At 71.8% G+C, this 24,949-nt stretch carries 24 protein-coding genes; 14 read left to right on the forward strand and 10 right to left on the reverse strand.

Features of this window, described 5'->3' with window-relative positions; translation table 11 throughout:
* Window positions 1-94: 94 nt before the first annotated feature.
* The 3 genes from J2S57_RS24045 to J2S57_RS24055 form a co-directional block, all read right to left on the reverse strand.
* A complete protein-coding gene (locus J2S57_RS24045; RefSeq protein WP_307246860.1) occupies window positions 95-1,345 on the reverse strand; it encodes a sugar ABC transporter permease in 1,251 nt (416 codons plus the stop codon).
* Window positions 1,342-2,136, reverse strand: a complete 795-nt coding sequence (locus J2S57_RS24050) for an ATP-binding cassette domain-containing protein (RefSeq protein WP_307246862.1) — start codon at window positions 2,134-2,136, stop codon at window positions 1,342-1,344. The genes J2S57_RS24045 and J2S57_RS24050 overlap by 4 nt, the downstream gene beginning before the upstream one ends.
* A 72-nt stretch (window positions 2,137-2,208) precedes the next feature.
* Window positions 2,209-3,318 carry a sugar ABC transporter substrate-binding protein gene (locus J2S57_RS24055; protein WP_370882504.1) on the reverse strand — a complete coding sequence of 370 codons (1,110 nt, stop codon included), beginning with the start codon at window positions 3,316-3,318 and terminating at the stop codon, window positions 2,209-2,211.
* Window positions 3,319-3,559: 241 nt separating this feature from the next.
* On the opposite strand from J2S57_RS24055, the gene J2S57_RS24060 reads away from it, so the two are divergent.
* Window positions 3,560-4,321 (forward strand): tyrosine-protein phosphatase, encoded by a 762-nt coding sequence (locus J2S57_RS24060; RefSeq protein ID WP_307246866.1) that lies wholly within the window; start codon window positions 3,560-3,562, stop codon window positions 4,319-4,321.
* Here J2S57_RS24060 and J2S57_RS24065 read toward each other — a convergent pair.
* The 3 genes from J2S57_RS24065 to J2S57_RS24075 form a co-directional block, all read right to left on the reverse strand.
* A complete protein-coding gene (locus tag J2S57_RS24065; RefSeq protein WP_307246868.1) occupies window positions 4,318-4,911 on the reverse strand; it encodes a LytR C-terminal domain-containing protein in 594 nt (197 codons plus the stop codon). The genes J2S57_RS24060 and J2S57_RS24065 overlap by 4 nt on opposite strands.
* 293 nt (window positions 4,912-5,204) lie before the next feature.
* Window positions 5,205-6,404: a hypothetical protein gene (locus tag J2S57_RS24070; RefSeq protein ID WP_307246870.1), complete on the reverse strand. Its 1,200-nt coding sequence runs from the start codon at window positions 6,402-6,404 to the stop codon at window positions 5,205-5,207.
* A 95-nt stretch (window positions 6,405-6,499) separates the two neighbouring features.
* On the reverse strand, window positions 6,500-7,711 hold the full coding sequence (locus J2S57_RS24075; protein ID WP_307246872.1) for an MFS transporter: 1,212 nt from the start codon (window positions 7,709-7,711) through the stop codon (window positions 6,500-6,502).
* 152 nt (window positions 7,712-7,863) lie between these two features.
* Here J2S57_RS24075 and J2S57_RS24080 point away from each other — a divergent pair, with 152 nt between their 5' ends.
* On the forward strand, window positions 7,864-9,162 hold the full coding sequence (locus tag J2S57_RS24080) for an amidohydrolase family protein (RefSeq protein WP_307246875.1): 1,299 nt from the start codon (window positions 7,864-7,866) through the stop codon (window positions 9,160-9,162).
* Here the strand turns inward: J2S57_RS24080 and J2S57_RS24085 are convergent.
* Complete coding sequence (locus J2S57_RS24085; RefSeq protein ID WP_307246877.1) at window positions 9,093-9,695, reverse strand: helix-turn-helix domain-containing protein; 603 nt, start codon at window positions 9,693-9,695, stop codon at window positions 9,093-9,095. The two genes, J2S57_RS24080 and J2S57_RS24085, sit on opposite strands and share 70 nt — an antisense overlap.
* A 173-nt stretch (window positions 9,696-9,868) precedes the next feature.
* Here J2S57_RS24085 and J2S57_RS24090 point away from each other — a divergent pair, with 173 nt between their 5' ends.
* The 7 genes from J2S57_RS24090 to J2S57_RS24120 are packed head-to-tail and all read left to right on the forward strand — an operon-like array spanning window position 9,869 to window position 16,659.
* On the forward strand, window positions 9,869-11,086 hold the full coding sequence (locus J2S57_RS24090) for an amidohydrolase family protein (protein WP_307246879.1): 1,218 nt from the start codon (window positions 9,869-9,871) through the stop codon (window positions 11,084-11,086).
* A gap of 10 nt (window positions 11,087-11,096) precedes the next feature.
* The gene (locus J2S57_RS24095; RefSeq protein ID WP_307246881.1) at window positions 11,097-11,840 is read left to right on the forward strand and encodes an ABC transporter ATP-binding protein; all 744 of its coding nucleotides are present in this window, start codon (window positions 11,097-11,099) and stop codon (window positions 11,838-11,840) included.
* Window positions 11,837-12,613, forward strand: a complete 777-nt coding sequence (locus tag J2S57_RS24100; RefSeq protein WP_307246883.1) for an ABC transporter permease — start codon at window positions 11,837-11,839, stop codon at window positions 12,611-12,613. Before J2S57_RS24095 ends, J2S57_RS24100 begins: the two co-directional genes overlap by 4 nt.
* 22 nt (window positions 12,614-12,635) lie before the next feature.
* Entirely contained in the window at window positions 12,636-13,802 is a 1,167-nt protein-coding gene (locus J2S57_RS24105; RefSeq protein ID WP_307246886.1) for a substrate-binding domain-containing protein, read from the forward strand.
* Window positions 13,799-15,112 carry an FAD-binding oxidoreductase gene (locus J2S57_RS24110; RefSeq protein ID WP_307246888.1) on the forward strand — a complete coding sequence of 438 codons (1,314 nt, stop codon included), beginning with the start codon at window positions 13,799-13,801 and terminating at the stop codon, window positions 15,110-15,112. Before J2S57_RS24105 ends, J2S57_RS24110 begins: the two co-directional genes overlap by 4 nt.
* Window positions 15,113-15,135: 23 nt before the next feature.
* Entirely contained in the window at window positions 15,136-15,927 is a 792-nt protein-coding gene (locus J2S57_RS24115; RefSeq protein ID WP_370882702.1) for a creatininase family protein, read from the forward strand.
* A 57-nt stretch (window positions 15,928-15,984) separates the two neighbouring features.
* Entirely contained in the window at window positions 15,985-16,659 is a 675-nt protein-coding gene (locus J2S57_RS24120) for a PfkB family carbohydrate kinase (RefSeq protein ID WP_307246892.1), read from the forward strand.
* Here J2S57_RS24120 and helR read toward each other — a convergent pair.
* Entirely contained in the window at window positions 16,649-18,793 is a 2,145-nt protein-coding gene (gene helR, locus J2S57_RS24125) for an RNA polymerase recycling motor ATPase HelR (RefSeq protein WP_307246894.1), read from the reverse strand. The genes J2S57_RS24120 and helR overlap by 11 nt on opposite strands.
* A gap of 371 nt (window positions 18,794-19,164) precedes the next feature.
* Between helR and J2S57_RS24130 the strand changes: the two genes are divergently transcribed.
* Complete coding sequence (locus J2S57_RS24130) at window positions 19,165-19,833, forward strand: GntR family transcriptional regulator (protein WP_307246896.1); 669 nt, start codon at window positions 19,165-19,167, stop codon at window positions 19,831-19,833.
* On the opposite strand, the gene J2S57_RS24135 is transcribed toward J2S57_RS24130, so the two are convergent.
* Complete coding sequence (locus J2S57_RS24135; RefSeq protein WP_307246898.1) at window positions 19,811-20,797, reverse strand: VOC family protein; 987 nt, start codon at window positions 20,795-20,797, stop codon at window positions 19,811-19,813. The two genes, J2S57_RS24130 and J2S57_RS24135, sit on opposite strands and share 23 nt — an antisense overlap.
* 219 nt (window positions 20,798-21,016) lie before the next feature.
* Between J2S57_RS24135 and J2S57_RS24140 the strand changes: the two genes are divergently transcribed.
* The 4 genes from J2S57_RS24140 to J2S57_RS24155 are packed head-to-tail and all read left to right on the forward strand — an operon-like array spanning window position 21,017 to window position 24,362.
* A complete protein-coding gene (locus tag J2S57_RS24140) occupies window positions 21,017-21,991 on the forward strand; it encodes an ABC transporter substrate-binding protein (RefSeq protein WP_307246900.1) in 975 nt (324 codons plus the stop codon).
* The gene (locus tag J2S57_RS24145; protein WP_307246902.1) at window positions 21,988-22,758 is read left to right on the forward strand and encodes an ABC transporter permease; all 771 of its coding nucleotides are present in this window, start codon (window positions 21,988-21,990) and stop codon (window positions 22,756-22,758) included. The genes J2S57_RS24140 and J2S57_RS24145 overlap by 4 nt, the downstream gene beginning before the upstream one ends.
* Window positions 22,759-23,541 (forward strand): ABC transporter permease, encoded by a 783-nt coding sequence (locus J2S57_RS24150; protein ID WP_307246904.1) that lies wholly within the window; start codon window positions 22,759-22,761, stop codon window positions 23,539-23,541.
* A complete protein-coding gene (locus J2S57_RS24155; RefSeq protein ID WP_307246906.1) occupies window positions 23,541-24,362 on the forward strand; it encodes an ABC transporter ATP-binding protein in 822 nt (273 codons plus the stop codon). The genes J2S57_RS24150 and J2S57_RS24155 overlap by 1 nt, the downstream gene beginning before the upstream one ends.
* On the opposite strand, the gene J2S57_RS24160 is transcribed toward J2S57_RS24155, so the two are convergent.
* Complete coding sequence (locus J2S57_RS24160; RefSeq protein ID WP_307246908.1) at window positions 24,322-24,936, reverse strand: DUF1349 domain-containing protein; 615 nt, start codon at window positions 24,934-24,936, stop codon at window positions 24,322-24,324. The genes J2S57_RS24155 and J2S57_RS24160 overlap by 41 nt on opposite strands.
* Window positions 24,937-24,949: the final 13 nt, after the last annotated feature.

Raw genomic sequence — 24,949 nt, forward strand, 5'->3', positions numbered from 1 at the left:
CAGACCTCGAGGCCCAGTAGGACCGACACGGCGACGAGGAACAGCAGCAGCACGGCCGAGGCGACGGCACCCGGGATGTCCATCGGGAGCGAACCTATCGGCCCGTCGCGGCCACCCGGCGCCGGGAGATCGCGTCGACACTGGCCGCCAGCAGCAGCACGGCCCCGGTGACGATGTACTGCGCCCCCGACTGGCTCGTGATCAGGAGCAGCCCGTTCTGGATGGTCGCGACCACCAGCCCGCCGATGATCGCGTCGATCACCCGCCCCTTCCCGCCGAACAACGACGTGCCGCCGATGACCGCCGCGCCGACGGCGTAGAGCAGGGTGGAGGCGCCGCCGGTGGTGGGGGAGACCGAGTTGTTGTACGAGGCGTACAGAATCCCGGCGACCGCGGCGAGGGACGAGCTGATGACGAAGCACGAGATCCGCACCCACGGGACGGTGATGCCCGCCCGGCGCGCGGCCTCGGCGTTGCCGCCGACGGCGTAGACGTGCCGGCCGAACGCCGTCCGGCTCAGCACGAAGGTCAGCACCAGCAGGAAGACGATGGTGACGGGCACGACGACCGGGATCCCCTTGAGCGACCGCACGGTCGGGTTGACGGCCCGTTCCTGGTTGAGCAGGAACGTCACCACGGCCAGGATGACCGCCAGGGCAACGATCTTGAACACCAGGACGCCGGCCGGCGGCGCCTCCAGCCCGGATCGCGTCCGCCGGGCGGAACCCGCCAGGGCCAGGGCGGCGTAACCGGCCACGATGACGGCGACACCGGCCCAGCCGAGCCAGGGGGGCAGGTTGTCGTTCATCAGCGACAGGATCGTGCTGTCGTTGACCGGGATGGTGCCGCCCTGCCCGATGACGAGCAGCAGAACGCCCTGCAGGGCCAGGAACGAGGCCAGGGTCACGACGAACGACGGGATGTTGAGCAGGGCCACCAGCAGGCCCAGCACGAGCCCGATCGCGGCGCCCGTCAGCACGCACGCCACCACCGCGACCGGCCAGGCCACACCGTGGTTCGTCATCAGCACCGCGACCACGGCGGCGGCCGTGCCGGCGGTGAAACCCGCGCCCAGGTCGATCTCGCCGAGCAGCAGCACGAACACCAGGCCCATGGCGATGAAGATGATGGGCGCACCCTGCACCAGGAGATTGGCGAAATTGCGCGTCGTGGCGAAACTGTCGGGCCGGGCGATGCTGAAGAACAGCACCAGCGCCACGAGCCCGGTGACGGCGGGGACGGACCCGACGTCGCCTCCGCGCAGACGCTCGAGGTAGCCCTGGAACGCGGCCCGGGCCCCGCCGTTCTCGGCGATGAGCTCGGGGCGGGGAACGGTGGTGGTCACGCGACGTCCTCCTCGGTGATCTCCGGGGCCAGCCCGACGTCGCCGCTGTGGCCGACGGTGATGAGCTCGACGATCCGGGTCGTGGTGACGTCCTTGGCCTCGAACTGGGCGGCGGTGCGGCCGAGGTAGAGCACCGCGATGCTGTCGGCGACCCGGACCACGTCGTTCATGTTGTGGGAGATGAGGATGACGGCGAGGCCGTTGTCGGCCAGGCGCCGCACGAGCTGCAGCACCTGCTCGGTCTGGGCCACCCCGAGCGCCGCGGTCGGCTCGTCCAGGATGACGACCTTGCTGTTCCAGAGCACGGCCTTGGCGATGGCCACGGTCTGGCGCTGGCCGCCGGAGAGCCGGGAGACCTTCTGCCGGACCGACGACAGCGTGCGCACCGACAACCCGGCCAGGGTCTCCGACGCCCGCTTCTCCATCGCGAGCTCGTCGAGCGTGAGGCCGGAACGGATCTCGCGGCCCAGGAACATGTTCTGCACCACGTCCAGGTTGTCGCAGAGCGCGAGGTCCTGGTAGACGACCTCGATCCCCAGTGCCGCAGCCTGTTTCGGGGAGCCGACCTCGACGTCCCGGCCGTCGAACCGGTACTGGCCGCTGTCGAAGCCGTAGATCCCCGCGATTGCCTTGACCAGGGTGGACTTCCCGGCGCCGTTGTCGCCCACCAGGGCGGTCACCCGGCCGGGCCAGGCGTCGAGACCGACGTCCTTGAGCACGTGCACGGCACCGAAACTCTTGTTGACGCCCCGCAGGCTGAGCACCGGCTCACCGGTGGGTTCTTCCGTCATCACCGCTCCTGAAGCGTAGTCGTGCGGGCGCCGCGGGACCCGGGGATCCCGCGACGCCGCGTCCGGGACCGGTCAGCCGACGTTGTGCTCGGTGCAGAGTTTCTTGAGTTCCTCGGTGGTGCAGATCTTGTCGGCGGTGGTGCCGCCGCCGTCGATCACGTCCTGGACGTTGTCCTGGAAGATCGGTTCCGGGGTCAGCAGCACCGACTTGACCGGGGTGTTCAGCTCCGTGTCCTGCACGGTGCCGGTGGCCACCGCGTCGGCCGCGGCCGTGTCACCCTTCGCGAGCGCGATGGCCAGCTCGGCGGCGGCCGCCGCCTCCTTCTTGACGGCCTTGAAGACGCTGACGCACTGGGTGCCCTGGAGGAGGCGCTGCAGGCCCTCGATGCTCGCGTCCTGGCCGGTGACCGGGATCTTGCCGGCCGTGCCGTTCGCCTTCAGCCGCGAGATGACGGCTCCGCCCAGTCCGTCGTTGGCGGCGGCGACCCCGACGTACTCACCCTTGGTCTTGGTGTCCAGCTGGGTGAAGTTGGTGGCGGCCACGGTGTTGTCCCAGTCGGCGACGGCCTGCTCGGCGGCGACCGTGTAACCGGCGTCCTTGATGGCCTTGTCGTAACCCTCCTTGAAGAGGGTGGCGTTGTTGTCGGTCGGGGACCCGTCCAGCTCGATGACGCCACCGGAGGTGACCCCGTCGTCCTTCAGGCACTTGACCAGGCCCTCGCCGATCGCGGTGCCCACCGCCACGTTGTCGAACGAGACGTAGTACTTGGCCCCGCCGCCCAGGGTGAGACGGTCGTAGTCGATGACCGGGATCCCCGCCGCCGTGGCCTTCTTGATCACCGCGGTGCCGGAACCGGCGTCCAGGTCGGTGATCAGCAGCACGCTCACGCCCTCGTTGATCATGCCGTCGGCGATGCTCTGGAACTTGTTCTTGTCGCCCTGCGCGTTCTGGATGTCGGACTCGACGCCCGCCGCCTGGAACGCGGCGGTGAGCTCGGGGCGGTCCTGCTGCTCCCACCGGGTCGAGGACGCGGTGTCGGGCAGGATCACCCCCACCTTGCCGACCTTCGCGTCCGAGCCGCCGTCGGTGGACGGGTCGTCCGAGCTCGACCCACCACAGGCCGAAAGTGTCAGTACCGCCGCTGTTCCCAGCGTCAGGGCAACCATCGATCGTCTGTGCATTCGTCCGGACCTCCCCCTGGCACCCGCAACGCTGCGGGTGCGGAATCCCGGTGCCCGCAGGCTGCGGGACCGGCGACGCTCAAGGCCGGCGAGTTCCTCGTCGGCGATGACGGTGGAACGGTGCTGGCGTGATTGTTAACCGGCGCAGGCTTCGAAAACCAGAAAGTTCCGGATAAATCGGATCACGCATTGATAACGTAGGCCTCCGAGATGTCCCGACATCTGACGGACAGGAGACTGCGTGCCCGGCCGTGCCGACCCGTCCTGGCCCGGTGCCCGGAACCTGCGTGATCTCGGCGGCCGGGAGCTGGCCGGGGGCGGCGTCACCCGGTCGGGCCGGGTCCTGCGCTCGGGGGCCCGGGAGTACCTGACCGACGAGGGCTGGCGGGCGGCCCGGGCGGCCGGGCTGAGCACGGTGATCGACCTGCGGAACGCGCCGTTCGAGACGGCCCGGAGCCCGCGGTACCCGACGGTCTCGGCGTCGGCGTACGAGGACGTCGCGATCGTCGCGGCACCCACCGAAGACCCCGACGACAGAGCGTTCCTGGAGGTCTGCGGTCCGTGGCTGGACCATCCCCGGTCGTGGGCCGACAATGCGCGGCTCGCCCGGGGCCGGGTGCTGCGGGTGCTGCGCGCGATCGGTGAGGCGCCGGGGCCGGTGCTGATCCACTGCACGGGTGGCCGTGACCGTACCGGCATGATCAGCGCGATGCTCCTGCAGCTGGCCGGCGCCACGGCGACCGCGATCGCCGACGACTACGAGGCGGGATGGCGCGGGGCGGCGGACCACCCCGGGCACGGCTGGGTGTACGCCCCCGACCGGGGGGTGTGGAGCGAGCAGCACCTGGCGGTGCCCTCGCCGGAGGAGATCGACCGGCAGCTGGCCGACCGGATCCCCTGGATCCACCGGTGGGCCGGGTCTTTCGACACCGCGGGCTACCTCACGGCGGGCGGTCTGGAGGCGGCGCGACGACGGCGGCTGAGCACCCTGCTGCGGGCTTAGTCCTGCGTGTCCTGGCCGAGCACCACGGTGATCTTGCCGGGGTTCACGTCCGCGTTCTCGGTGACCTCGCCGAGGTCGTCGAGGGCCGTGCGCACCCCTTCGGCGGTGGCCTCCAGGTCGGCGTCGCCGTAGTAGATCTGCGTGGTGGCCAGATTCCGTTCGGGGGAGTTGTCGACGGAGTCGATCGTCCAGCCCTCGGCCTCGAGGTCGTTCTTGAAATCGGTGGCCAGGCCCTCGATGTCGAGGGAGTTCCACACCACGACCTCGATGCTCTGGTCGGCGGCCTTCTCGGTCTCGGTGGCGGTTTCGTCATCGCCCGGCGCCTGGGTGCCGCCCGACGCCCCGGGAGTTGCCGCGGTGTCGGTGTCCTCGCTGAACCCCTGCTTGCCCGCCGAGCTGGTGGCCTCGCTGCCCCGGTTCCCGATCACGGTGACGACACCGGCGATCGCCAGCAGCACGACGGCGACCCCGGCCACCACCGGCAGGATCGCACCGGCCGGCTTCGTGCGCGGGCGGTGTGCGCCACGGCGGTTCGCCCCCTCCGGTTCGGCAGGACGGGCGTCGTAGCCCGGGGGCTTCGTGGCGGACATGGCGTGACTCCCAGAACGGCGGAACGGGTACCACCCGGTTCGGGGTATCCGACGGACTGAGCGTACCGACGCGGCCCGGTCCGACAAAGCGGCACAATCGGTCATGGCCCCGGCCGGCCGCGATCGGGTCTCCCGACGGGCTCCGGGGGCCGAGGGCTTACGGACGTGGTTGTCCGGTGCCGGTTTCCGGGCGGCGGTGCCGTTGGTGTCGCGCTCATGAGCACCTTCGACCCGCAGCTCGCGCACGACACGTTCCCCGGCCGCCGAGGCGGAGCTGGAGGGTGGCGCGACGGCTACCGGGCGACCGTCACGTCGTCCACCATCCAGCTGCACGAACGCTTCTCGGTGTTCCCGGCGAGCGTGAGCCCCACGGCGCCCGCGGCGGTGATGCGGTCGCTGGTGACGTCGATGGCCCAGCCCCGGGGCTCGGTCTCGTCCCGGGGCCAGACCTTGGCCCGGACCCGGGTGCCGTGGACGTCGAGGCGGGCGGAGTACCAGGTGTTCAGGGCGAACGAGAACGCCTGCGACCCGAGGAGTTCGGCGTCGTACTCCCGGGAACCCCGCAGCACGTAACCGCTCTCCTCGAACGCCAGGCTGTAACCGGTGCGGGTGTCGAGCTTCGAGTCGGCCCGCACGTAGATCTGCGGGAAGCAGTCGAGCGCGTCCCGGAGGGCGAAGTTCAGGCTGACGGACGCGTTGCGCGCCGGGGGGACGTCGAGGCGCCGGGAGACGCGGTTCGCGTCGGACGGCTCGCTCGACGTCGTGAGCACGCCCACGCCGTTCTCGACCGACGTGGTGCCCCGCGCCCCCGAGGGCGGGTTCATGCCCTGCACCCACTGAGACGGCCACGGGGTGGCGTCGCCGGCGGCGAAGTCCTCGGACGCGATCAGGTCTTCGGGCGCGACGGTCGCCGCGGCGGCCGTCGGGGAGGCCTGGGGGGCGGAGGACGCGGCGGGGGACGACGGGGCCGCGGGCGAGGACGAGGACGGCGACGAGGACGAGCGCAGGGGCAGCCACACCACGAGCGCCACGCCGAGCACCGCGACCAGGCCCAGCGCGATCCAGGCCGGGCGGGGCAGACCCCGCCGAGCCGGCGCCGGGGTCACGACGGGCTGCGGTGCGGTGTTCGCCTCGAGTGCCTCGTCGGGGCGCTCACGCAGCGCCCGGGCCCGGAAGAACATCTCGATCAGCGCGTCGCGGTCGGCGTTCGACGGCGCCGGCTCACCCGCCCACTGCGCCCAGACCCGCCGCAGCGCCCAGAGAGGCTCCCAGTCGGGTGGGACGGTCACCGGCACGGCCATCAGCCAGGCGTCGATGTCCCGCGCGGACACCCGCACCCCGAGCCGCTCGCACGCCTGGGCCGCCTGCTGCTGCGAGTACTGCAGTCCGGAGGACGTCAGGCCGCTGCGGGCCCGGGTCTCACAGTCCTGCAGGTACTGACGGAGCTCCGCCACCGGACGCAGCGGGGTGACGTCTGCCCCGTCGGTTGCCACCGATTCCACTCCCTGCCTGTTTCGGTACGAGATGGGCCCACGCTAGGGGACGGTACGGATCCGTGACAATTGCGGTCGGTGCTGGTGAGAGGCGGTCAGGCCGCCCCGGGGACCCGCTCGCCGAGCCGGACGGCGACCGCGGCGCCCAGCGCCGGCAGGAGCAGCACCAGGCCGCCGAGCACCGCGCTGCGCAGGCCGAGCGCCGCGAGCAGGCCGCTGACCACGATGATCCCGGCGGCGTTGGCCATCCGCAGGAACGCGAACATCTCCGGTCCGCGGCCGGGCGGGGCCAGCTCGTCGAGCCGCAGCGAGTAGAAGGTGCCCAGGCCGGGCAGGACGAACCCGATCGTGGCGGCGCCGAGCAGGCTGACCACGACGTGCCCGCTGACCAGGAGCACCCCGGCCGCGACGGCCGTGACGGTCAGGAGGCCGATGACCCGCCCGGTGCCGGGCACCCGGTTGCGCACGCTGACCCAGATCCCACCAGTGACCGAGCCCAGGCAGAGGGTCGTGGCGAACACGAAGGCCCAGCCCGCGTCCAGGCCGAAACCGAGGGCGAACGACACCGCCCCCACCTCGACGCTCGAGACGACGGCGCTGCCCGCGGCGGCGCAGCACAACCAGACCAGGGCCTGCGCCGGGATCCGCCCCGCCCCGGTGCCCCGGACCGGAGCCGAGGGGGCTGAAGCACGGACGCGCGGTGTCAGGACCAGCGGCCCCGCACCGACGAGGGTGATCACGGCCATGGCCCCGACCGGGGACACCGCCCCGAGCGTCGAGGCCAGCACGGGGGAGGATGCGAACGCGACCTCGTTGAGCGTCGTGGCCACTCCCACGGCCCGCGGCCGGGCGCCCGGGGCGACCAGGTGGTTGAGCAGCGCCCGCTGGTAGGCGTACGCGGCCCCGTTGACGGCCCCGACCACCACGACCGGGGCGATGAGGGTCACGAAAGGCGCCCGCAGCGAGGCCGATCCGGTGAGGCAGACCAGGGCCGTGGTACGGATCACGAGCAGGCCGCGCAGGTAGGCGACGCTGTCGAAGCGCCGCCCCAGACGCGTGACCGGGACCCCGAACAGCACCAGCGACAGCGTCATCGCGAAGACCAGCGCGGCCCCGGACCGGGCCGAACCGGTGAGCGGCCGGGCCAGCAGCGCGAAGGCGATCGGGGCGGCGGCCTGGGGAACGGCGAAGGTGCCGAGGCCGGCCTGCCAGCGCACGAGATCGAGGTGTGGACGCGTGGGGACGGCCGCTCCCTTCACCGTGCCGCTGCCTGACGCCGCCAGGCACTGGCTGACACTGCCTGACACCGCCTGACACCGCCGGGCACAGCCTGACCGACGCTGCGAGGCTATCTCCCCGCAGCGGGCTCCGGTCGCCGGTGACGGGTGCCCGCACTGCACCCGAGGACCACGGCGGCCTCCGAAACATTGCCGGACAACGCATCTGGTAGAACACGCCGGTGCTCACGATCACCGGCGCCACCCGCGTCCTCGTCGACCGGACCACCGAGACGACGGGCGACGTCGTCGCCGTGGACGGCCGGATCACGGACAACCGGAGCGACACCCCGACCCCGCCGGGAACCGGGTCCGAGACCCTCGATGCCGAGGGCGCCGTCGTCACCCCGGGCCTGGTCAACGCCCATCACCACCTCCTGCAGACCGCGTTCCGCACCCTGCCCGGCACCCGCGGCGTCCCGATGGGCGAATGGCTCGGGGTGATGGCGGCCGCCTACCGCGCGGCCGGGGTCGATCCGGAACTGACCGGTGCCGCCGCGTCCGTCGGTGTCGCCGAGGCCCTGCTCAGCGGGGTGACCACCCTCGCCGACCACCACCTCACCTGGCCCACCGGCTGCGACGACGTGGGTCTGGCGAAGGCGACCGCCGCGTCCGCCCGTGAGCTCGGCGCCCGCCTGGTGTTCGTGCGCGGCAGCGCCGGTGACGACCCGCAGGTGGCCGGGGAGTCGGCGACGCGCATCGCCGAGGCCCTCCTGCCCCAGACCCACGACGGCCTGCTGCAGCTCGCCGTCGGCCCGGCCGGTGTGCACAGCGACCGGCGCGAGACCTTCGACGCGCTCGCCGAGGTCGCCGCCCGCTTCGGCCTGCGGCGCCGCACCCAGGCCAACGAGCAGGTCGACGTCGAGATCGCGGCTGCGCGCTACGGGCGCCGTCCGCTGGACCTGCTCGAGGAGTGGGGATGGCTGGCGGACGACGTGACCCTGGCGCACCTGTGCGACGTCACCCCGGCCGAGATCTCCCGGCTGGCCGACCGGGGTGTCACCGCGACCCACGCCCCGGGCTGCGACGTGCCGATGGGCTGGGGCGTCGCCCCGGTCGCGGCGTTGCTCGACTCCGGGGTCCCGGTCGGGCTCGGCACGAGCGGCGGCGGCAGCAACGACGCCGGGCACCTGCTCGCGGACGCCCGCCTGGCGATGCAGGTCTCGGCCCTGGTGGGCCGTCCGCTGAGTGCGCGGGAGGTGCTGATGAGCGCCACCGAGGGGTCGGCGGCGGGCCTCGGGCGCCCGGAACTGGGGCACCTGCGGCCCGGTGCGGCCGCCGACCTGTGCGTCTGGGACGTGTCGGGGGTGGCGGACGCCGGGGTCGCCGATCCGGTCGCGGGCCTGCTGTGGGCGAACCCGGGCCGCCGCCCGCGTCACGTCGTGGTCGCCGGGCGCGTGGTGGTGCGCGACTACGAGCTGGTCGGCCTCGACGAGAGGGAGCTCGCGCGCGGGTTCTCCTTGACGATGAACAGGCGGTAGACCTCCGGGCCGCCCGTGCTCCAGCGGTGGGGCGTGCCGCCGCCGAGGTAGAGCGAGTCGCCCGGGCCCAGCGTCACGACGCCCTGCGGCCCCCGGTCGACCACCACGGTTCCGGCCGTGACGTGGATGAACTCGTCCTCGGCGTGCTGGTAGAACTCGCCCGGGTCGGTGTTCTCCCCCTCGAAGAGCAGGGGCTGCAGCCGCCGGTCGCCCGTGGTCAGCAGCCGGGCCCGGCCCAGGCCGTAGAGCCCGGTGGGGCCCTCGCCGGCGCGGTGCACCGCCTCGGGAACCGGTGCGCCGGGCGTCGTTTCCACGTCCCGCTCGTCGCCGGCCAGCAGCTCGACCTGACTGGTGCCCAGGGCCACCGTGATCCGGCCCAGCGAGGCCATGCTCGGGCTGGCCAGACCCCGTTCGAGCTTGCTCAGGAAGCCGTGGGTGAGCCCGGCCGCGACGGCCAGCTGGGCCAGCGTCAGACCGCGCGAGCGGCGGACCCGGCGGATCCGGGCACCCAGGGGATTCGGGGGCTCGCTCACGGTGATCGCCTCCAGCGCAGGCGTTAACAGCGACGACGTCGCGTGTGACATGACGGAAATGCGCAGTGTCTAAGTTCGCAGATGTTCCTCTCAGGAACATTGCGCGGCCATCCTACGCACGAGCCGGACGTCCCGGCGGGCCGTGACCACCGACCATCCGAACGGGAGCACGCGTGACGGCCCTTCACCGCAAGCTCGGTCGCCTGATCGGCGCCACGCTGCCCGACGGGCGGGTGGTGAACGTCGACATGGCGGACGGGGTGGTCACGTCCGTCTCCCCGGCCACCGGGGTGACGGGGGTGGGTGAGGACGACCTCGACCTCACCGGGTTCCTGCTGCTCCCGGCCCCGGCCGAGCCGCACGCCCATCTCGACAAGGCCCTGTCGTGGGACGAGATCGCGCCGCCGATGGGCGATCTCGGCCGGGCCATCGACTCCTGGCGGGCCCACAGCCGCACCATGACCACCGAGAGCATCGCCGCGCGGGCCACCGCCGCGCTGCGCACGATGCTGCAGGCCGGCACCACGGCCGTGCGCACCCACGTCGACCTGCTGCCGGGCCCGGAGCCCCTGCGCGGCGTGGAGGCCCTGACCGGCCTGCGCGATCAGGTGCGGCACCTGGTCGACCTGCAGATCGTGGCCCTGGCCGCCCCCGACACCCCGGACGCGACCGTGCACGCGGCCCTCGACCTGGGGGTCGACCTGGTCGGCGGCGCCCCGCACCTGGCCCCCGACCCGCTGCGCGACCTCGACCGGCTGCTCGCGATCGCGCACGAGCGGCAGGTCGGCACCGACATCCACACCGACGAGAACCTCACCCACGAGCCCACACTCGGTCACTACGCCCGGCGGGTGCGCGACTGGCCGGCGGGCCGGATCCGCTCGGCCGGGCACTGCGTGCGTCAGGGCACCCAGAGCCCGCAGGAACTCGCGCCGACGATCGAGGCCGTGCGCGAGGCCGGTATCGGCGTGATCAGCCTGCCCGTCACGAACCTCTACCTCCAGGGCTGGGACCACCCGGTGAGCACCCCGCGCGGCCTGACCGCGCTGCGCGCCTTCCTGGACGCCGGGGTGCTGGTCGCGGGCGGCGCCGACAACCTGCGGGACCCGTTCAACCCGATGGGCCGCGGCGACGCCCTGGAGACCGCCTCGCTCCTGATCACCGCCGGTCACCTGACCCTCGACGAGGCCTACGACGCCGTGAGCACCGGGGCCCGGGCGGTGCTCGGCCTGCCGCCCGCCGGAGCCGAGACCGGCCGGGCCGCCGATTTTCTCGCCGTCCGAGGCGCCAACCTGGCCGAGGTGGTCGCCGCCGCCCCGGCCGAGCGTCGCGTCATCCACCGCGGCGTGCTCGTCGCGAGCTCATCCGTCGTCCACCGTTCCGCGTTCTGAAGGTAGTGAAATGACCGTCGAGACGCCCCCACTGCTCGACTTCCGTGACGTGTCCATGCGGTTCGGTTCGACCGAGGCCCTCACCGGCGTCGACCTGAGCGTCAACCGCGGCGAGTTCGTCTCCGTGGTCGGGCCTTCCGGCTGCGGCAAGTCCACCCTGCTGCGCATCGCCTCCGGCCTGGAGAAGATCTCCGGCGGCACCGCGTCCGTGGAGTCCCGGCGCATCGGCTACGTCTTCCAGGACGCCACGCTGCTCGCCTGGCGCTCGGTGCGCAGCAACGTGGAACTGCTGGCCGAACTGCACCGCGTGCCCAGGGCCGAACGCGCCCGGCGGGCCGCCGAGGCGATCGAGCTGGTCGGCCTCACCGGCTTCGAGAACCACCTGCCCCGGCAGCTGTCCGGCGGCATGCGGATGCGTACCTCCCTGGCCCGCTCGCTCACCCTCGACCCGGAACTGTTCCTCTTCGACGAGCCGTTCGGGGCCCTCGACGAGATCACCCGCGAACGCCTGAACGACGAGCTGCTGAGGCTTTTCGTGCAGCAGAACTTCGCCGGGCTGTTCATCACCCACTCGGTGGCCGAGGCCGTGTACCTCTCCACCCGGGTGCTCGTGATGTCCGGACGGCCGGGCACGATCGGCGCCTCCTTCGACGTGCCGTTCGACCTGCCCCGCGATCCGGACATCCGTTTCACCCCCGAGTTCGCCGCCCTGGTGGGCCAGATCTCCCACGCGCTGCGGGAAGGACACCGATGAAGCGCATCCACTGGTGGCAGCCCACGGTCGTGCTCGGCCTGGTCGTCGCGTTCTGGTACGCGATCGCCGCCTGGTACGACCGGGGCAAGGAGCTCGCGTTCGTCGTGCCCTACCCGCACCTGGTGTTCCAGGAGGCGGTGACCGACGGGATGTTCCGCGAGCAGCTGCTGGAGAACCTGTTCCAGACCGTCGTGGTCACCGCGACCGGCCTGGTGATCGCGGCCGCGATCGGCATGACCTGGGCCGTGCTGATGTCGCAGGCCCGCTGGCTGGAGCACTCGCTGTACCCGTACGCGGTGATCCTGCAGACCATCCCGATCCTGGCGATCGTGCCCCTGATCGGCACCATCTTCGGCTACGAGTTCACCTCACGCGTCATCGTGACCGTGATGATCGCGCTGTTCCCGCTGGTCTCCAACACCCTGTTCGGCCTGGCCTCGGTGGACAGGGCACAACGAGAGCTGTTCCGGCTCAACGGGGCCGGGCGGTTCACCACCCTGGTCAAGCTCCAGCTGCCGGCGGCGCTGCCGGCCATCTTCGTCGGGCTGCGCACGGCGGCCGGGCTGGCGGTGATCGGCGCGATCGTCGGTGACCAGTTCTTCCAGCGCGGCACCCCCGGACTGGGCGTGCTCATCCAGGTCTCCAACTCCCGTCTCAACGGCGCCGGCACGTTCGCGGCCATCATCACCGCGTCGCTGCTCGGGGTCGTCGTCTTCCTGCTGTTCGGTCTGCTGGGCCGGCTGGTCACCGGCAAATGGGCCGACCAGAACTGATTCTCACCGAAGGACAACTGACATGATGCGTCGTTCCCTGGCCGCGGGCCTGTCCCTGACGGCCGTGTTCGCCCTCGCCGCCTGCGGTGGCTCCAGCGACGGGGCCGCCACCGCCGCCCCGGCCGCCGCCGGTGCCCTGGACCTGGCGGCCGACTGCCCGGCCACGGTGGTGCTGCAGACCGACTGGAACCCGGAGGCCGAGCACGGCCACCTGTACCAGCTGCTGGGCAAGGACTACACGGTGGACGCCGACCAGAAGTCGGTCTCCGGCCCCCTGATGCACGAGGGCAGGTCGACCGGGGTGAACGTCGAGATCCGTTCCGGCGGGCCGGCGATCGGCTACTCCACCGTGACCAGCCAGATGTACCAGGACAAGGACATCATGCTGGGATACGTGAACACCGACGAGGCGGTGCGGATGTCGAAGGACAACCCGATCACCGCGGTGTTCGCCCCGCTGGAGAAGAGCCCGCAGATGGTGATGTGGGACCCGGCGACCTACCCGGACGTCACCGACATCGCCTCGCTGAGCGACGCGCTGAAGGCCAAGGGCGGCGTGACCCGGTACTTCGGCGGCGCCGCCTACATGGAATACCTCACCAGCGCCGGCATTCTCGACAAGAGTGTGGTCGACGGCACCTACGACGGCACCCCGGCCAAGTTCGCGGCCGCCCAGGGCAAGGACGCGCAGCAGGGTTTCGCCAGCGCCGAGCCGTTCATCTACCAGAACGAGGTCGACGCCTGGGGCAAGCCGGTCAAGTACCAGCTGGTGCACGACGCCGGCTACCCGTTCTACTCCTCGGCGATGACGGTGCGCACCGCCGACCTGGAGAAGGACAGCGCCTGCCTGAAGAAGCTCGTCCCGGTGCTTCAGCAGGCCGAGGTCGACTACTTCGCCGACCCGGCCGCCACCAACCAGCTGGTGCTCGACCTGGTCACCGAGTTCAACAACGGCTGGGTCTACAGCCAGGGCGTGGCCGACTACTCGGCGAAGACCCTTCGGTCCGAGGGCATCGTGAGCAACGGCGACAACGAGTACATCGGTGACTTCGACGCCGCCCGGATCCAGAAGATCATCGACATCGACACCCCGATCTTCACCGCCGGCAACACCCCGCCGAAGGACGGCCTGAAGGCCGAGGACCTCTTCACGAACGAGTTCCTCGACCAGACGATCGGGCTGAAGTGAGCGACGTCGCCGCCCTCGCGGCCGAACTGCGCACCCTGCTGGGTGACGAGAACGTCAGTCTCGACGACGCGGCCCTCGACCGGGCCTCGATCGACGGCGCCCGGCTCTCGCCGATCATCGTCGAGCAGCTGCCCCTGGGCCGCGCGGAGCTCGTCGCCTGGCCCACCAGTGCGGAACTGATCGCCGCGACGGTCGCGGCCGCCGTGCGTCATCAGGTCCCGATCACCCCGCGCGGCAAGGGAACCGGCAACTACGGCCAGGCCATCCCGATGAGCGGCGGTCTGGTGCTCGACACCACCCGGGCCCGGGCGATCCTCGAGATCGGCGAGGGCTGGATGGTGGTCGAGGCCGGGGTGCCGATGGCCAAGATCGAGCACGAGGCCAACGCCGTGGGCCAGCAGGTGCTGATGTACCCGTCGACCGCGAACTCCAGCATCGGGGGCTTCCTCTCGGGCGGTTCCGGCGGCACCGGCTCGATCCGGCACGGCATGCTGCACCAGGACTTCGCCCTGGCGCTCGACGTGGTGCACGCCAGTGCGGACGCGACGCTGGTGCACGTCAAGGGGGCGGACGCCGAGCCCTACATCCACAACTACGGCACGGCCGGGATCATCGCCCGGGCCACGATCGCGCTGGAGCCCCTGCAGCCCTGGCGCGGGCTGTTCGCCAGCTTCGACACGTTCGAGCAGGCCCTGAGCGTGATCCGGCCGTTCGCGGAGCTGGAGCCCACGCCCCGGCTGGTCTCGGCCGACCCGGTGCCGCTGGCCGAGGCGCTGCCCGCCGACGAGGGCATCCCGGCCGGCCGGGCCAGCCTGCGGGCGATCATCGATCTCGCGTCGCTCGACGCCGCGACCGCTTTGATCGAGCAGGCGCAAGGACGCGTCGAGCTGGTGCGCGAGGGCACGCAGGCGATGCTGAAGATGAGCCGGATCTCGTACAACCACCCGATCGAATGGTTGCAGAAGTCGTTCCCGGGCAAGTACTTCCACGTCGAGGTCGCGGGGGACGCGCTGGTCGACCGGATCGCGGAGGTCCAGGAGGTGTACGTCGGGGGGATGCTGCACATCGAGGCCCAGAAGGGCCGCCCGATCGGCATGCTGGCCGGGATCTACTCCAGCGCCGACGAGGTGTACGCCGGTTTCGACCGGCTGACCGAGCTCGGCGTGGGCTTCCACAACTGTCACCAGTGGTACGTGGACTACCAGCCCGGCCGAACGGCCGAACTGGCCCGCACCACCGACCCTCTGGGGCTTCTCAACCCGGGCAAGCTCCAGCCGGAGCACACCGTGCGTACCGGGCGGCAGGCGTGAGCGGCCGCTACAAACTGGACGAGATGTCCGGGCCCGCGGTCGCGACCGAGCTGACCGCGTCGTCCATCATCGTGCTGCCCACCGGCGCGATCGAGCACCACGGTGCGCACCTGCCCCTGAACACCGACGCGCTGATCGCCGGTAGCGTGGCGGAAGCGGCCGTGGTGCAGGGGCGTTCGCACGGGCTCGACCTCTGGCTGCTGCCCACGCTGACCTACACCAAGTCGGACGAGCACGCCTGGGCGCCGGGCACGATGTGGCTGTCGGCCGAGACGCTCTGGGCGACGCTCGTCGACCTGGGCCGCTCCATCGCCGCGACCCCGGCCCGCACGGTGGTGTTCGTGAACGGGCACGGCGGCAACACGGCCCTGCTCGGGGTGGCGCTGCGCGAGCTCCGGCGCCGCTACGGCCTGGCCACGTTCAGCATGCCGGCCGGTGTGCAGCGGGCGGGGCGGGGTGCCGAAGGGGAGCCCGACGAGCGGGGTCTGGGCATCCACGCCGGGTTCGGGGAGACGTCCCTGGTCATGCACCTGCGCCCGGACCTGGTCGATCTGGGCCTCGCCGAGCGGAACGTGCCGGATTTCGTGGCGGAGAGCGAGTACATCGGATTCAACGGCTATCCGGTCAGTTTCGGCTGGACGAGTGACGACTTCGGCTCCGGCGTGATCGGCGACCCGACCGGGGCGAACGCACAGGCCGGGGCGGATCTGCTCGCGGAGTCGGTGCGGCGCGGGGTGGGGGCGCTGACCGAGATCGCGGGGTTCAGCCCGTTGCTCCGGTCGGGTGAGGCCGCCGTCACCCCGGCGCAGAGCTGACTAGGCTCGGAAAAGGCCTCGGCTCAACAGATTCCGACACGGCGGGACGTGAACACTGTGACCAGGACGAATCGCATCATCGTGGTCGACCGCGGCGCCGACCAGGCCGCGGCCGCGCAGGCCTACCTGGGCGAGCCCGGGGTGGGCCTGGTCGGGGTGGGCAGCGACGATCCGCTGGTGCCCGCCGACGTCAGCACCGACGAGGTGGCCAACGCCGACGTGCTCCTCGTGGCGATGGACGTGCCGCCCGAGGTGGTGCGCACCGCGCTCTACCACGCCCGCGGCCGGGTGCTGCTCGACCCGACCCCGGTGCCCGGCCTCGACGCCGCGGCGCTGCGGGCCTGGGTGGAGACGTTCGCCCCGTTCGTCACCGTGCTCATGCCCGACCTGCCCACGGTCGCGGCCCTGTGCAGCGACAGCGACGAGACCGAGGTCGCGGCCCTGGCCGGGGGCCTCGCCCGGCAGCTGCGGGTCACGGTCGTGGTGCCGCTGGGCCGGCAGGGCGCCGTGATCGCCGCCAAGGACGCCGAACCGGAACTGATCGAGGCGCCCGAGGCCGCGAGCATCGACTCCTCGGGCGCCGACGACTGCTTCCGCGGTGTGCTGGCGGTGCTGCTGGCCGAGAAGACGCCGCTGCGCGAGGCCGTGCGCACCGCGGTCCGGGCCACGTCCACGTTCTCGGCGACCGGGGCCCTGCCCACCCGCGAACGGGTCGCCGCGCTCAGTCGCTGAGAACCACCAGCTGACGCGTGGCCCGGGTCATCGCCACGTAGCGGTCGACCGCACCCTCGATGCCCTCGCCGAACCGCTCCGGGTCGACCAGCACGACCAGGTCGAACTCCAGGCCCTTGGCCAGGCCGGGCGTCAGCGAGCGCACCCGGGGCGTGGGCCGGAACCGGGGGTCGCCGATCACGCAGACGGTGCCCTCGGGGTTCTCGGCGAGCCACGCGTCCAGCACGTCGTGCAGGTCGCCGGGCGTGCCGTGCACCACCGGCAGGCCGCTGCTGCGGATGCTCGTGGGCACGTTCGCGTCGGGCAGCGCGGCCCGGATCACCGGCTCGGCCTCGGCCATGACCTCCTCGGGGGTGCGGTAGTTGATGCTGAGCGACGCCAGCTCCACCCGGTCCAGCCCGACCCGTTCCAGGCGCTGCTCCCAGGTCCCGTCGAACCCGTGCCGGGCCTGGGCCCGGTCGCCGACGATGGTGAAGCTGCGGGAGGGGTTGCGCAGCAGCAGCATCTGCCACTCGGCGTCGGTCAGTTCCTGCGCCTCGTCGACCACGATGTGCGCGAACGGCCCGGCCAGCAGGTCCGGGGTACTGGTGGGCCGGCCCGCCTCGTCGATGAGCGCGTCCTGCAGGTCGTGGCCGCGCAGCATCGCCACCGCGCCCTCGGAGTCCAGGTCGGCCGAGACGATGTCGGCCGCCACCTCGGCCCGCCGCTCGGCCTCGGCCGCGATCGCCGCCGCCTGTTTCAGGCGCCGCCGGGCCGACTCCGGGTCGCCCAGCCGCTGGCGCGCGGCGTCCACCAGCGGCAGGTCCTCCACGGTCCAGGCCCCGCCCCTGCGCGCGAGCAGTCTCCGCTCGTCGGGGGAGAGGTCCGGTGCGCACCGCCGCAGGTAGGCGGGCACCGAGAACAGGTCGGCGACGATGTCGGCGGCGTCCAGCCACGGCCACCCGCGGTTCAGCGCGTCCATCAGATCCGCGTTCTGGCGCAGGGCCTTGCGGACCGCGGCCTCGGGCGGGCGGTTGCCGTCGTCGTCCTCCGGGTGCTTGCCGGCCAGGATCGTGGCCAGCTCGTCGAGGATGAACTCGGGGGCCTCGTTGTGCGGCGTGCCGGGCGGGGGAGCGTCGAACGCCGAGATCCAGTCGTCCTTGCCCAGCCACACCTCGGCCCAGGGCGTGAGGACCTCCAGCCCCTCGGCCGGGGGATCCTCGTAGAACCGCACGGCGGCGTCGATCACGCCCACCACGTCCAGGCCCGACTTCAGCGCCGCCACGGCCGGGTCCGCCTCGGGGCGCGCCTGCGGTCCGCCCGGCACCAGGTCGCGCAGGGTGCAGGTCTGCACGCCTTCCTCGCCCAGGCTCGGCAGCACGTCACCGACGTAGTCCAGGTAGGGCTGGTGCGGCCCGACGAACAGCACGCCGCCCCGGCGGTGGCTCAGCCGGGGGTCGGAGTACAGCAGGTAGGCCGACCGGTGCAGCGCGACCACCGTCTTGCCGGTGCCCGGGCCGCCGTCCACCACCAGTGCGCCCCGCGACCCGGCCCGGATGATGGCGTCCTGGTCGGCCTGGATGGTGCCCAGCACGTCGCGCATCCGCGGCGACCGGTCCGCCCCCAGGCTGGCGATGAACGCGGACTGGTCGTCGAGCGCCGCGTTGCCCTCCAGGCCCTCGCCCGAGAACACCTCGTCCCAGTAGTCGGTGATGCGGCCGCGCGTCCACCGGTAGCGCCGCCGGCTGGCGAGCCCCATCGGATCCCCGTGCGTGGCGCCGAAGAACGGCCCGGACACGGGTGAGCGCCAGTCGTGCAGCAGACGGGTCCCGTCGGTCGCTGTGAGGCCGAGGCGACCGATGTACCGGGTCTCACCGTCGTCCGTCACCGTGCGCCCCAGGCACAGGTCGAGCCCGAAGCGCCGCAGCGTGCGCAGCCGTGCGGTCAGGTGGTGCACCTCCTGGTCACGTTCCAGCGCGCGGGGACCGGCACCGCCGGGAGCCCGGCGGGCCGCGTCCAGCCGTCGTTCGAGCTCGGCGGTCGACTCCTCGAGCGTGCGCGCGATCGCCGCGAAATGCCGCTCGTCCGCCCCGATCTGCTGTTCGGTGGCCTTGGCCGCGAGATCGTCGGGAAGGTGGAAAGCACCGGCTTCCATGGGACTGCGGCTCCGATCGGCACCGGGTTCCGCCCGTCACGGAACGCCTTCGACCGGTGATTGTGAGCCATCGACGGGGCCTTGCCGCAAGGCCCCCACTGCGCTATAACGTGGACAGTGGCAGGGAGCTCCGGCTCCCTTTTTCTCGTTGGGCAGACTGTTCCCGTGCCGTGACCCCGGGCGGATGGCCCGACTTCCACCCGGTGTGCCCCGCTGGTCTGTCCCGCCGACCGGGTCGGCCCGCGCCGAGTCCTCGTCACCCTGCTGCTGGGGACTCGTGCTGCCCGGCGCCGCGCTGTCCGTCGGGCTCCCGGGAGGTGGCGGGCGTCGTCCCGGTGATTGAGGACGATATTGTCGACACTGTGGGACCGGTGAGTGACGAAGGAGTCCGGGTGGCCGAGGGTCTGCGGGAGGGGGCGGCCGGTACGCAGGTCGCCGTGAACGCGTTGCGCGAGGCCCTGGCCCAGGGCGAGCTGGCGCCCGGGCAGCGGCTGGTCGAGAGCGAGCTGTCCGAGGCCTACGGGGTCACCCGGGCCAGCGTGCGCGCGGCGCTCATCGACCTGACCGCGGAAGGGCTCGTCGAGCGGATCCCCAACCGGGGCGCGCGGGTTCGGGTGGTGTCGGTCGCCGAGGCCATCGCCATCACCGAGTGCCGCATGGTGCTCGAAGGGCTCTGCGCCGGGCGGGCCGCCCGCCTGGCCACGGCCGCCGACGACGCCGAGCTCCGCACCCTGGCGGCGCGGCTGCGGCAGGCCGTGGACGACGTCGACCCGGTGGCCTATTCGGCGGTCAACCGGGAACTGCACACGGCGGTGCGGCGGATCGCCGACCAGCCGGTGGCCGAGCGGGTGCTCGACCGGCTCAACGCCCAGCTGGTGCGCCACCAGTTCCGGCTGGCGCTGCGCCCCGGCCGTCCGCAGACGTCTCTGGGTGAGCACCTGGCCATCGTGGAGGCGATCACCGCCCGCGACCCGGAGGCGGCCGAGGCCGCCGCCCGGGCCCACCTGGCCGGCGTGATCAGTGCGCTGGAGGAGTCGTGACCTCGGGTGTGCCGTGGGTGTGGAAGGTCTCGATCGTCTTCAGGCCCCAGGCCTGGCCTTTCGCCCGCTCGGCCGCGCTCCACGAGATCGTCTCCCAGTCCGGCGCCAGGATCAGCCGGGCCCCGGCGTTGCACAGCTCGATCCGGTTCCCGCCCGGCTCCCAGACGTAGAGGAAGAACGTCTGCTGGATCGCGTGCTTGTGCGGGCCGGTCTCGATGTGGGTGCCGGCGTCGAGAAACACGTCGGCGGCCCGCAGGATCTCCTCGCGGGTGTCGGTGGCGAACGCGAGATGGTGCAGCCGGCCGGAACTTCCGGTCCAGTCCTCGGTGTGGACCAGGTCGTAGGTCTTGGTCTGCAGGTTGAACCAGACGGCCTGGGGCGAGCCGTCGTCCTTCAGGATGCGCTCGGTGCAGCGGCCGCCCAGCACCTCGCCGACGAAGCGGGCCGAGGCGGGGACGTCGGCGGTCAGGTAGTTCACGTGGTCGAGGCGCCGCACGTTCGCGCCCCGGCCGGGGTAGGCCGCGGCCTGGTTCTTCAGGGCGGGCCGGTCGGACTCGTCGGCCTGGTAACGGTTCACGTCCCAGTACAGGCCCGTCGGGTGGCCGTCCGGGTCGTCGAAGCAGAGCACGCGACCGAGTCCGCGGACCGATTCCGTGAACGTCCCCAGAGCGGAGAAGCGTTCCAGCGCAGCCGGTCCCGTGACGCGTAGGTAGGTGCGCCCGACCCCGGCCCGGTCGCGCCGGATCAGCCGCAGCGTCCAGGACTGGTAGTCGTCCCAGGTGTGCAGGTACACCGAGCCGGCGTCGCGGTGCACCTCGCGCAACCCCATCTGCCGCACGAAGAAGTCGGCCGACTGCTCGAGCACGGGGGTGTACAGCTCGACCGGCCCGAGGTGGGCGATGTCGCGGGACCGGTCCGGATCGTGCGTGAGAACGGGCGGGGGCGGGGGCGGGGCAGCGGTCACGACATCTCCTCGTCAAAAACGTTGACACAGAGCCTGACTCAGGTGCGCGGCTCGACCGTAACAGGGGTGTGCGCAAGATTGTCAACAAAGTAGTTCAAGAGACGAAGGGGTAATATGTCGGATTTGGCGCCGAACGGGCGGCTAAATCGTTGACTAAATTGTTGACAATCCGGTTGGGTGGTCCCGGCGATGAAGCCGTCACTCGAAGAGGAGCCTGCGATGCGCAGACCGTTCCGGGGATCGTCCGTGCTGCTGGCGTCGGCGCTCGTCGCCGCGCTGGCCCTGAGCGCCTGCGGAGGGTCCGACGGCGAGGAGGCGACGGGTGAGGGCGGTACCACCTCGGTGACCGTCGGTGTCATCCCCATTCTCGACGTCGCGCCCGTCTATCTGGGCATCGAGCAGGGCTTCTTCAAGGAGCAGGGGCTGGAGCTGAAGCTCGAGACCGCCCAGGGCGGAGCCGCGATCGTGCCCGGGGTGATGAGCGGGCAGTACCAGTTCGGGTTCAGCAACACCACCAGCCTGCTGGTCGCCGCCTCACAGGGGCTGCCACTGAAAGCGGTCGCGGAGGGCGTGGCCTCGACCGGTGAGCAGGGTCAGGACTTCGGCGGGATCGTGGTGGCGGCCGACAGCCCGATCAAGACCGCGGCCGACCTGGCGGGCCGGCGGGTGGCCGTGAACACGCTGAAGAACATCAACACGACGACCACCAACAAGGTGGTGCGTGACGCCGGCGGTGACCCCTCGAAGATCGCGTACACCGAGCTGGCCTTCCCCGACATCCCGGCCGCGGTGGCGGGCGGGGACGTCGACGCGGGGCAGGTGGTCGAGCCGTTCCTGACCATCGCGAAGAAGCAGGGCCTGCGCGAGATCGCCTCGAACTTCGCCCAGACCGACCCGGAACTGACCGTCGGGCTGTACTTCACGTCGCAGCAGTACCTCGGCGAGCACGGTGACACGGTGCAGAAGTTCACCACCGCCATGCAGAAGTCGCTGAAGTACGCGAACGACAACCCGGACGCGGCCCGCGAGGTGCTCTCCAGCTACACCAAGATCGAGCCGGACATCCAGGAGGCCGTGACCCTGCCCAGCTGGCCCGACACGATCGACACGAACTCCATCTCGGTGCTGAGCAAGCTGGCCCTCGACGACGGGCTGATCACGAGCGAGCCCGACCTGACGAGACTGCTCCCGTGAGAAGGGACCTCCCGCTGGGGCTCCTCGGGCTGGCGATCACCCTCGCGGTCTTCGAGGTCCTGCCCCGCAGTGGTCTGGTCGACGCCGCCTACCTGCCGCCGGCCAGTGAGATGCTGCGTGAGCTGGGAACTGTCGCGGGTGAGGGGGAGTTCTGGGAGGCGACCGGGCAGACGCTGCGGGGGTGGGTCCTCGGGCTGCTGATCGCCGGCGCGGTCGGGGTGTCGGCCGGGATCGTCATCGGCGGCGTTCCCCTGTTCCGGGAGTTCACCGCGTCCACCATCGAGTTCCTGCGCCCGATCCCCTCGGTGGCGCTGATCCCGCTGGTGGTGCTGATCTACGGCAGCAGGCCGCAGTCGGCGCTGATCCTCGTGGTCTACGCCGCGACCTGGCCGGTGCTCGTGCAGGTGCTCTACGGGGTGGCCGACGTCGACCCGGTGGCCCGCGACACGGCCCGCTCGTACCGGTTCTCGCGGCTGGCCACCGCCCGGACGGTGGTCTGGCCGACGGCACTTCCCTACGTGCTCACCGGTTTCCGGCTGGCGGCGGCGGTCGCGCTGATCCTCGAGATCACCGCCGAGCTCGTCGTCGGGGTGCCGGGGCTGGGGCGCTCGATCGGGGTCGCGCAGTCGTCGGGAGCGGTGCCGCGCACCTATGCCCTGGTCATCGTGGTCGGTGTGATCGGGCTGCTGGTCAATGTCCTGGCCCGGGCCCTGGAGCGCCGCCTGCTGCACTGGCACCCGTCGGTGCGGCGAGAGGCGGTGGCGTAGGTGCTGGCGAACTCCGGACGCCGGGTGGCCGCGGCGCTCCTGGTGCCTTCGGTGCTGGTCGGGTTGTGGTGGGTGCTCACGGCCGGGAGCACGAACTTCTTCTGGCCGCCGCTGTCCACGGTGCTGAGGGCGTTCCCGGACACCTGGTTCGGCGAGCGCATCGGCACCGACGTGCTGCCGAGCGTGGCCCGGCTCACGGCCGGCTACCTGGCCGCCGTGGTGCTCGGGGTGGCCGCCGGGGTCGCGATCGGTCGCATCAAGACCCTGCGAGCGCTGACCGAACCGACGCTGGAGTTCTTCCGGGCGATCCCGCCGCCGGTGCTGGTGCCGGTGATCGCGCTGTTCGCGGGCTACACCGGTGACCTCTCGAAGATCATCACGATCGCGCTCGGGTGCCTGTGGCCGGTGCTGCTGAACACGGTCGAGGGGGTGCGGGCGGTCGACGAGGTGCTGCTGGACACCGCGCGCAGCTACCGTTTTCGCCGCCGGAGCCGGCTGCGGCACGTGATCCTGCCGGCCGCGAGCCCGCAGATCGCGGCCGGGGCCCGGCAGGCACTGTCGATCGCGGTCATCCTCATGGTGATCAGTGAGCTGTTCGGGGCCAGCCACGGTCTGGGCGCGTCGGTCGTGCAGTTCCAGCGCGGGTTCGCCGTCCCGCAGATGTGGACGGGCATCATCGTGCTCGGTCTGCTCGGGGTGGCGCTGTCCGTGATCTTCCGCATCGTCGAACACCGCGCGCTGGGCTGGTACCGGGGCCAGCGCCAGGCAGACCGGGGACTGTGATGAAAGCGCTTGAGGTGCAGGGACTCGCCAAGACCTACGAGGGTCACGGGCGCACCGTCGAGGCGATCCGCGAGCTGACCTTCGACGTCGCGCGGGGTGAGCTGGTCACGGTGGTGGGCCCCTCGGGGGCCGGGAAAACCACCCTGCTGAGGTGCATCTCGGGTTTGCTGCGGCCGTCGGCGGGGGAGGTGCGGCTCAACGGCTCACCGGTGACGGAACCGCCCGAGGGCATGGCGGTGGTGTTCCAGGAGTACGGCCGCAGCCTGTTCCCGTGGATGACGGTGCGGCAGAACGTGGAACGCCCGTTGGTCGAGAAGGGTCTGCCGAAGGCCCAGCGGCGGTCGGTGGCCCAGGAGGCACTGGCCTCGGTCGGGCTGCTCGACAGTCACGACGCGCACCCCTGGCAGCTGTCGGGCGGCATGCAGCAGCGCGTGGCGATCGCCCGGGCGATCGCCTACGCGCCGACGGTGCTGGTGATGGACGAGCCGTTCGCCGCCGTCGACGCCCAGACCCGCGCCGAGCTGGAAGACCTGGTGCGGCGCCTGTGGCGGAACCTGGGCGTCACGATCGTCTTCGTCACGCACGACATCGACGAGGCGGTCTACCTGGGGGAGCGGGTGCTGGTGCTGTCGAACCGGCCGACCGTGATCCTCGAGGACGTCACGGTCGACCTGCCCGCGGGGCGCGACCAGCTCACCACCCGGTCGGACGCCCGGTTCGCCGGGCTCCGGGCGCACGTGTACCGGCTGATCCAGCAGGCGAAGGAGGGGGCCCGGGAGGTCAGCTCCCGTTCCGCAGGTCCTCCAGCCGCACGTCCGTGAACTTCACGTCCTCGAAGGTCACCGCGCACCCGTCGCCGGTGGGCGACTGGGCCTCGAACCCGACCCGCAGTGGCTCGTCCGAGCCGGGAACGGTGAAGTACCGGATGAGCCGCCAGGTCTCGCCGTCGAGGGACGCGTGGTAGGCGAACGTGTCGTCGATGCGGGAGACCCGCAGCCAGACCGTCTCCTGCTCGACGACGAAGGCGTTGGAGTCGTCGGCCACGCCGCGGCAGACCACCGAGACCACCATCGGCTCCCTGGCCGGGGAGTACTCGAAGCACAGCTTGGCCCAGTGCTTCTCGTCGAACCAGAGCAGCAGCACGCCCGCGTCGAAGGTGGCGGTGAAGTCCACGCCGACGCGGGCGATGAGCTGGAAGTCGCCGTCCGGGGCGACGGTGAGCAGGGTGGCCGCGTTGGCGGTGGGCGCGACCGTGCCGGACGGGTCGACGAAGATGTCGGACTTCGGGTGGGCGGTGGTCGACAGCGACCCGCCGCCCGGCTCGAGTTTCCAGTCCGAGCCGGGCGAGGGGACGAGCTGCAGCGCCTTGCCGGGGACGTCGGGGGGAGTCGTCATGACACCCATCCTT

The organism is Kineosporia succinea (genome assembly GCF_030811555.1).
Taxonomy (GTDB): Bacteria; Actinomycetota; Actinomycetes; order Actinomycetales; family Kineosporiaceae; genus Kineosporia; species Kineosporia succinea.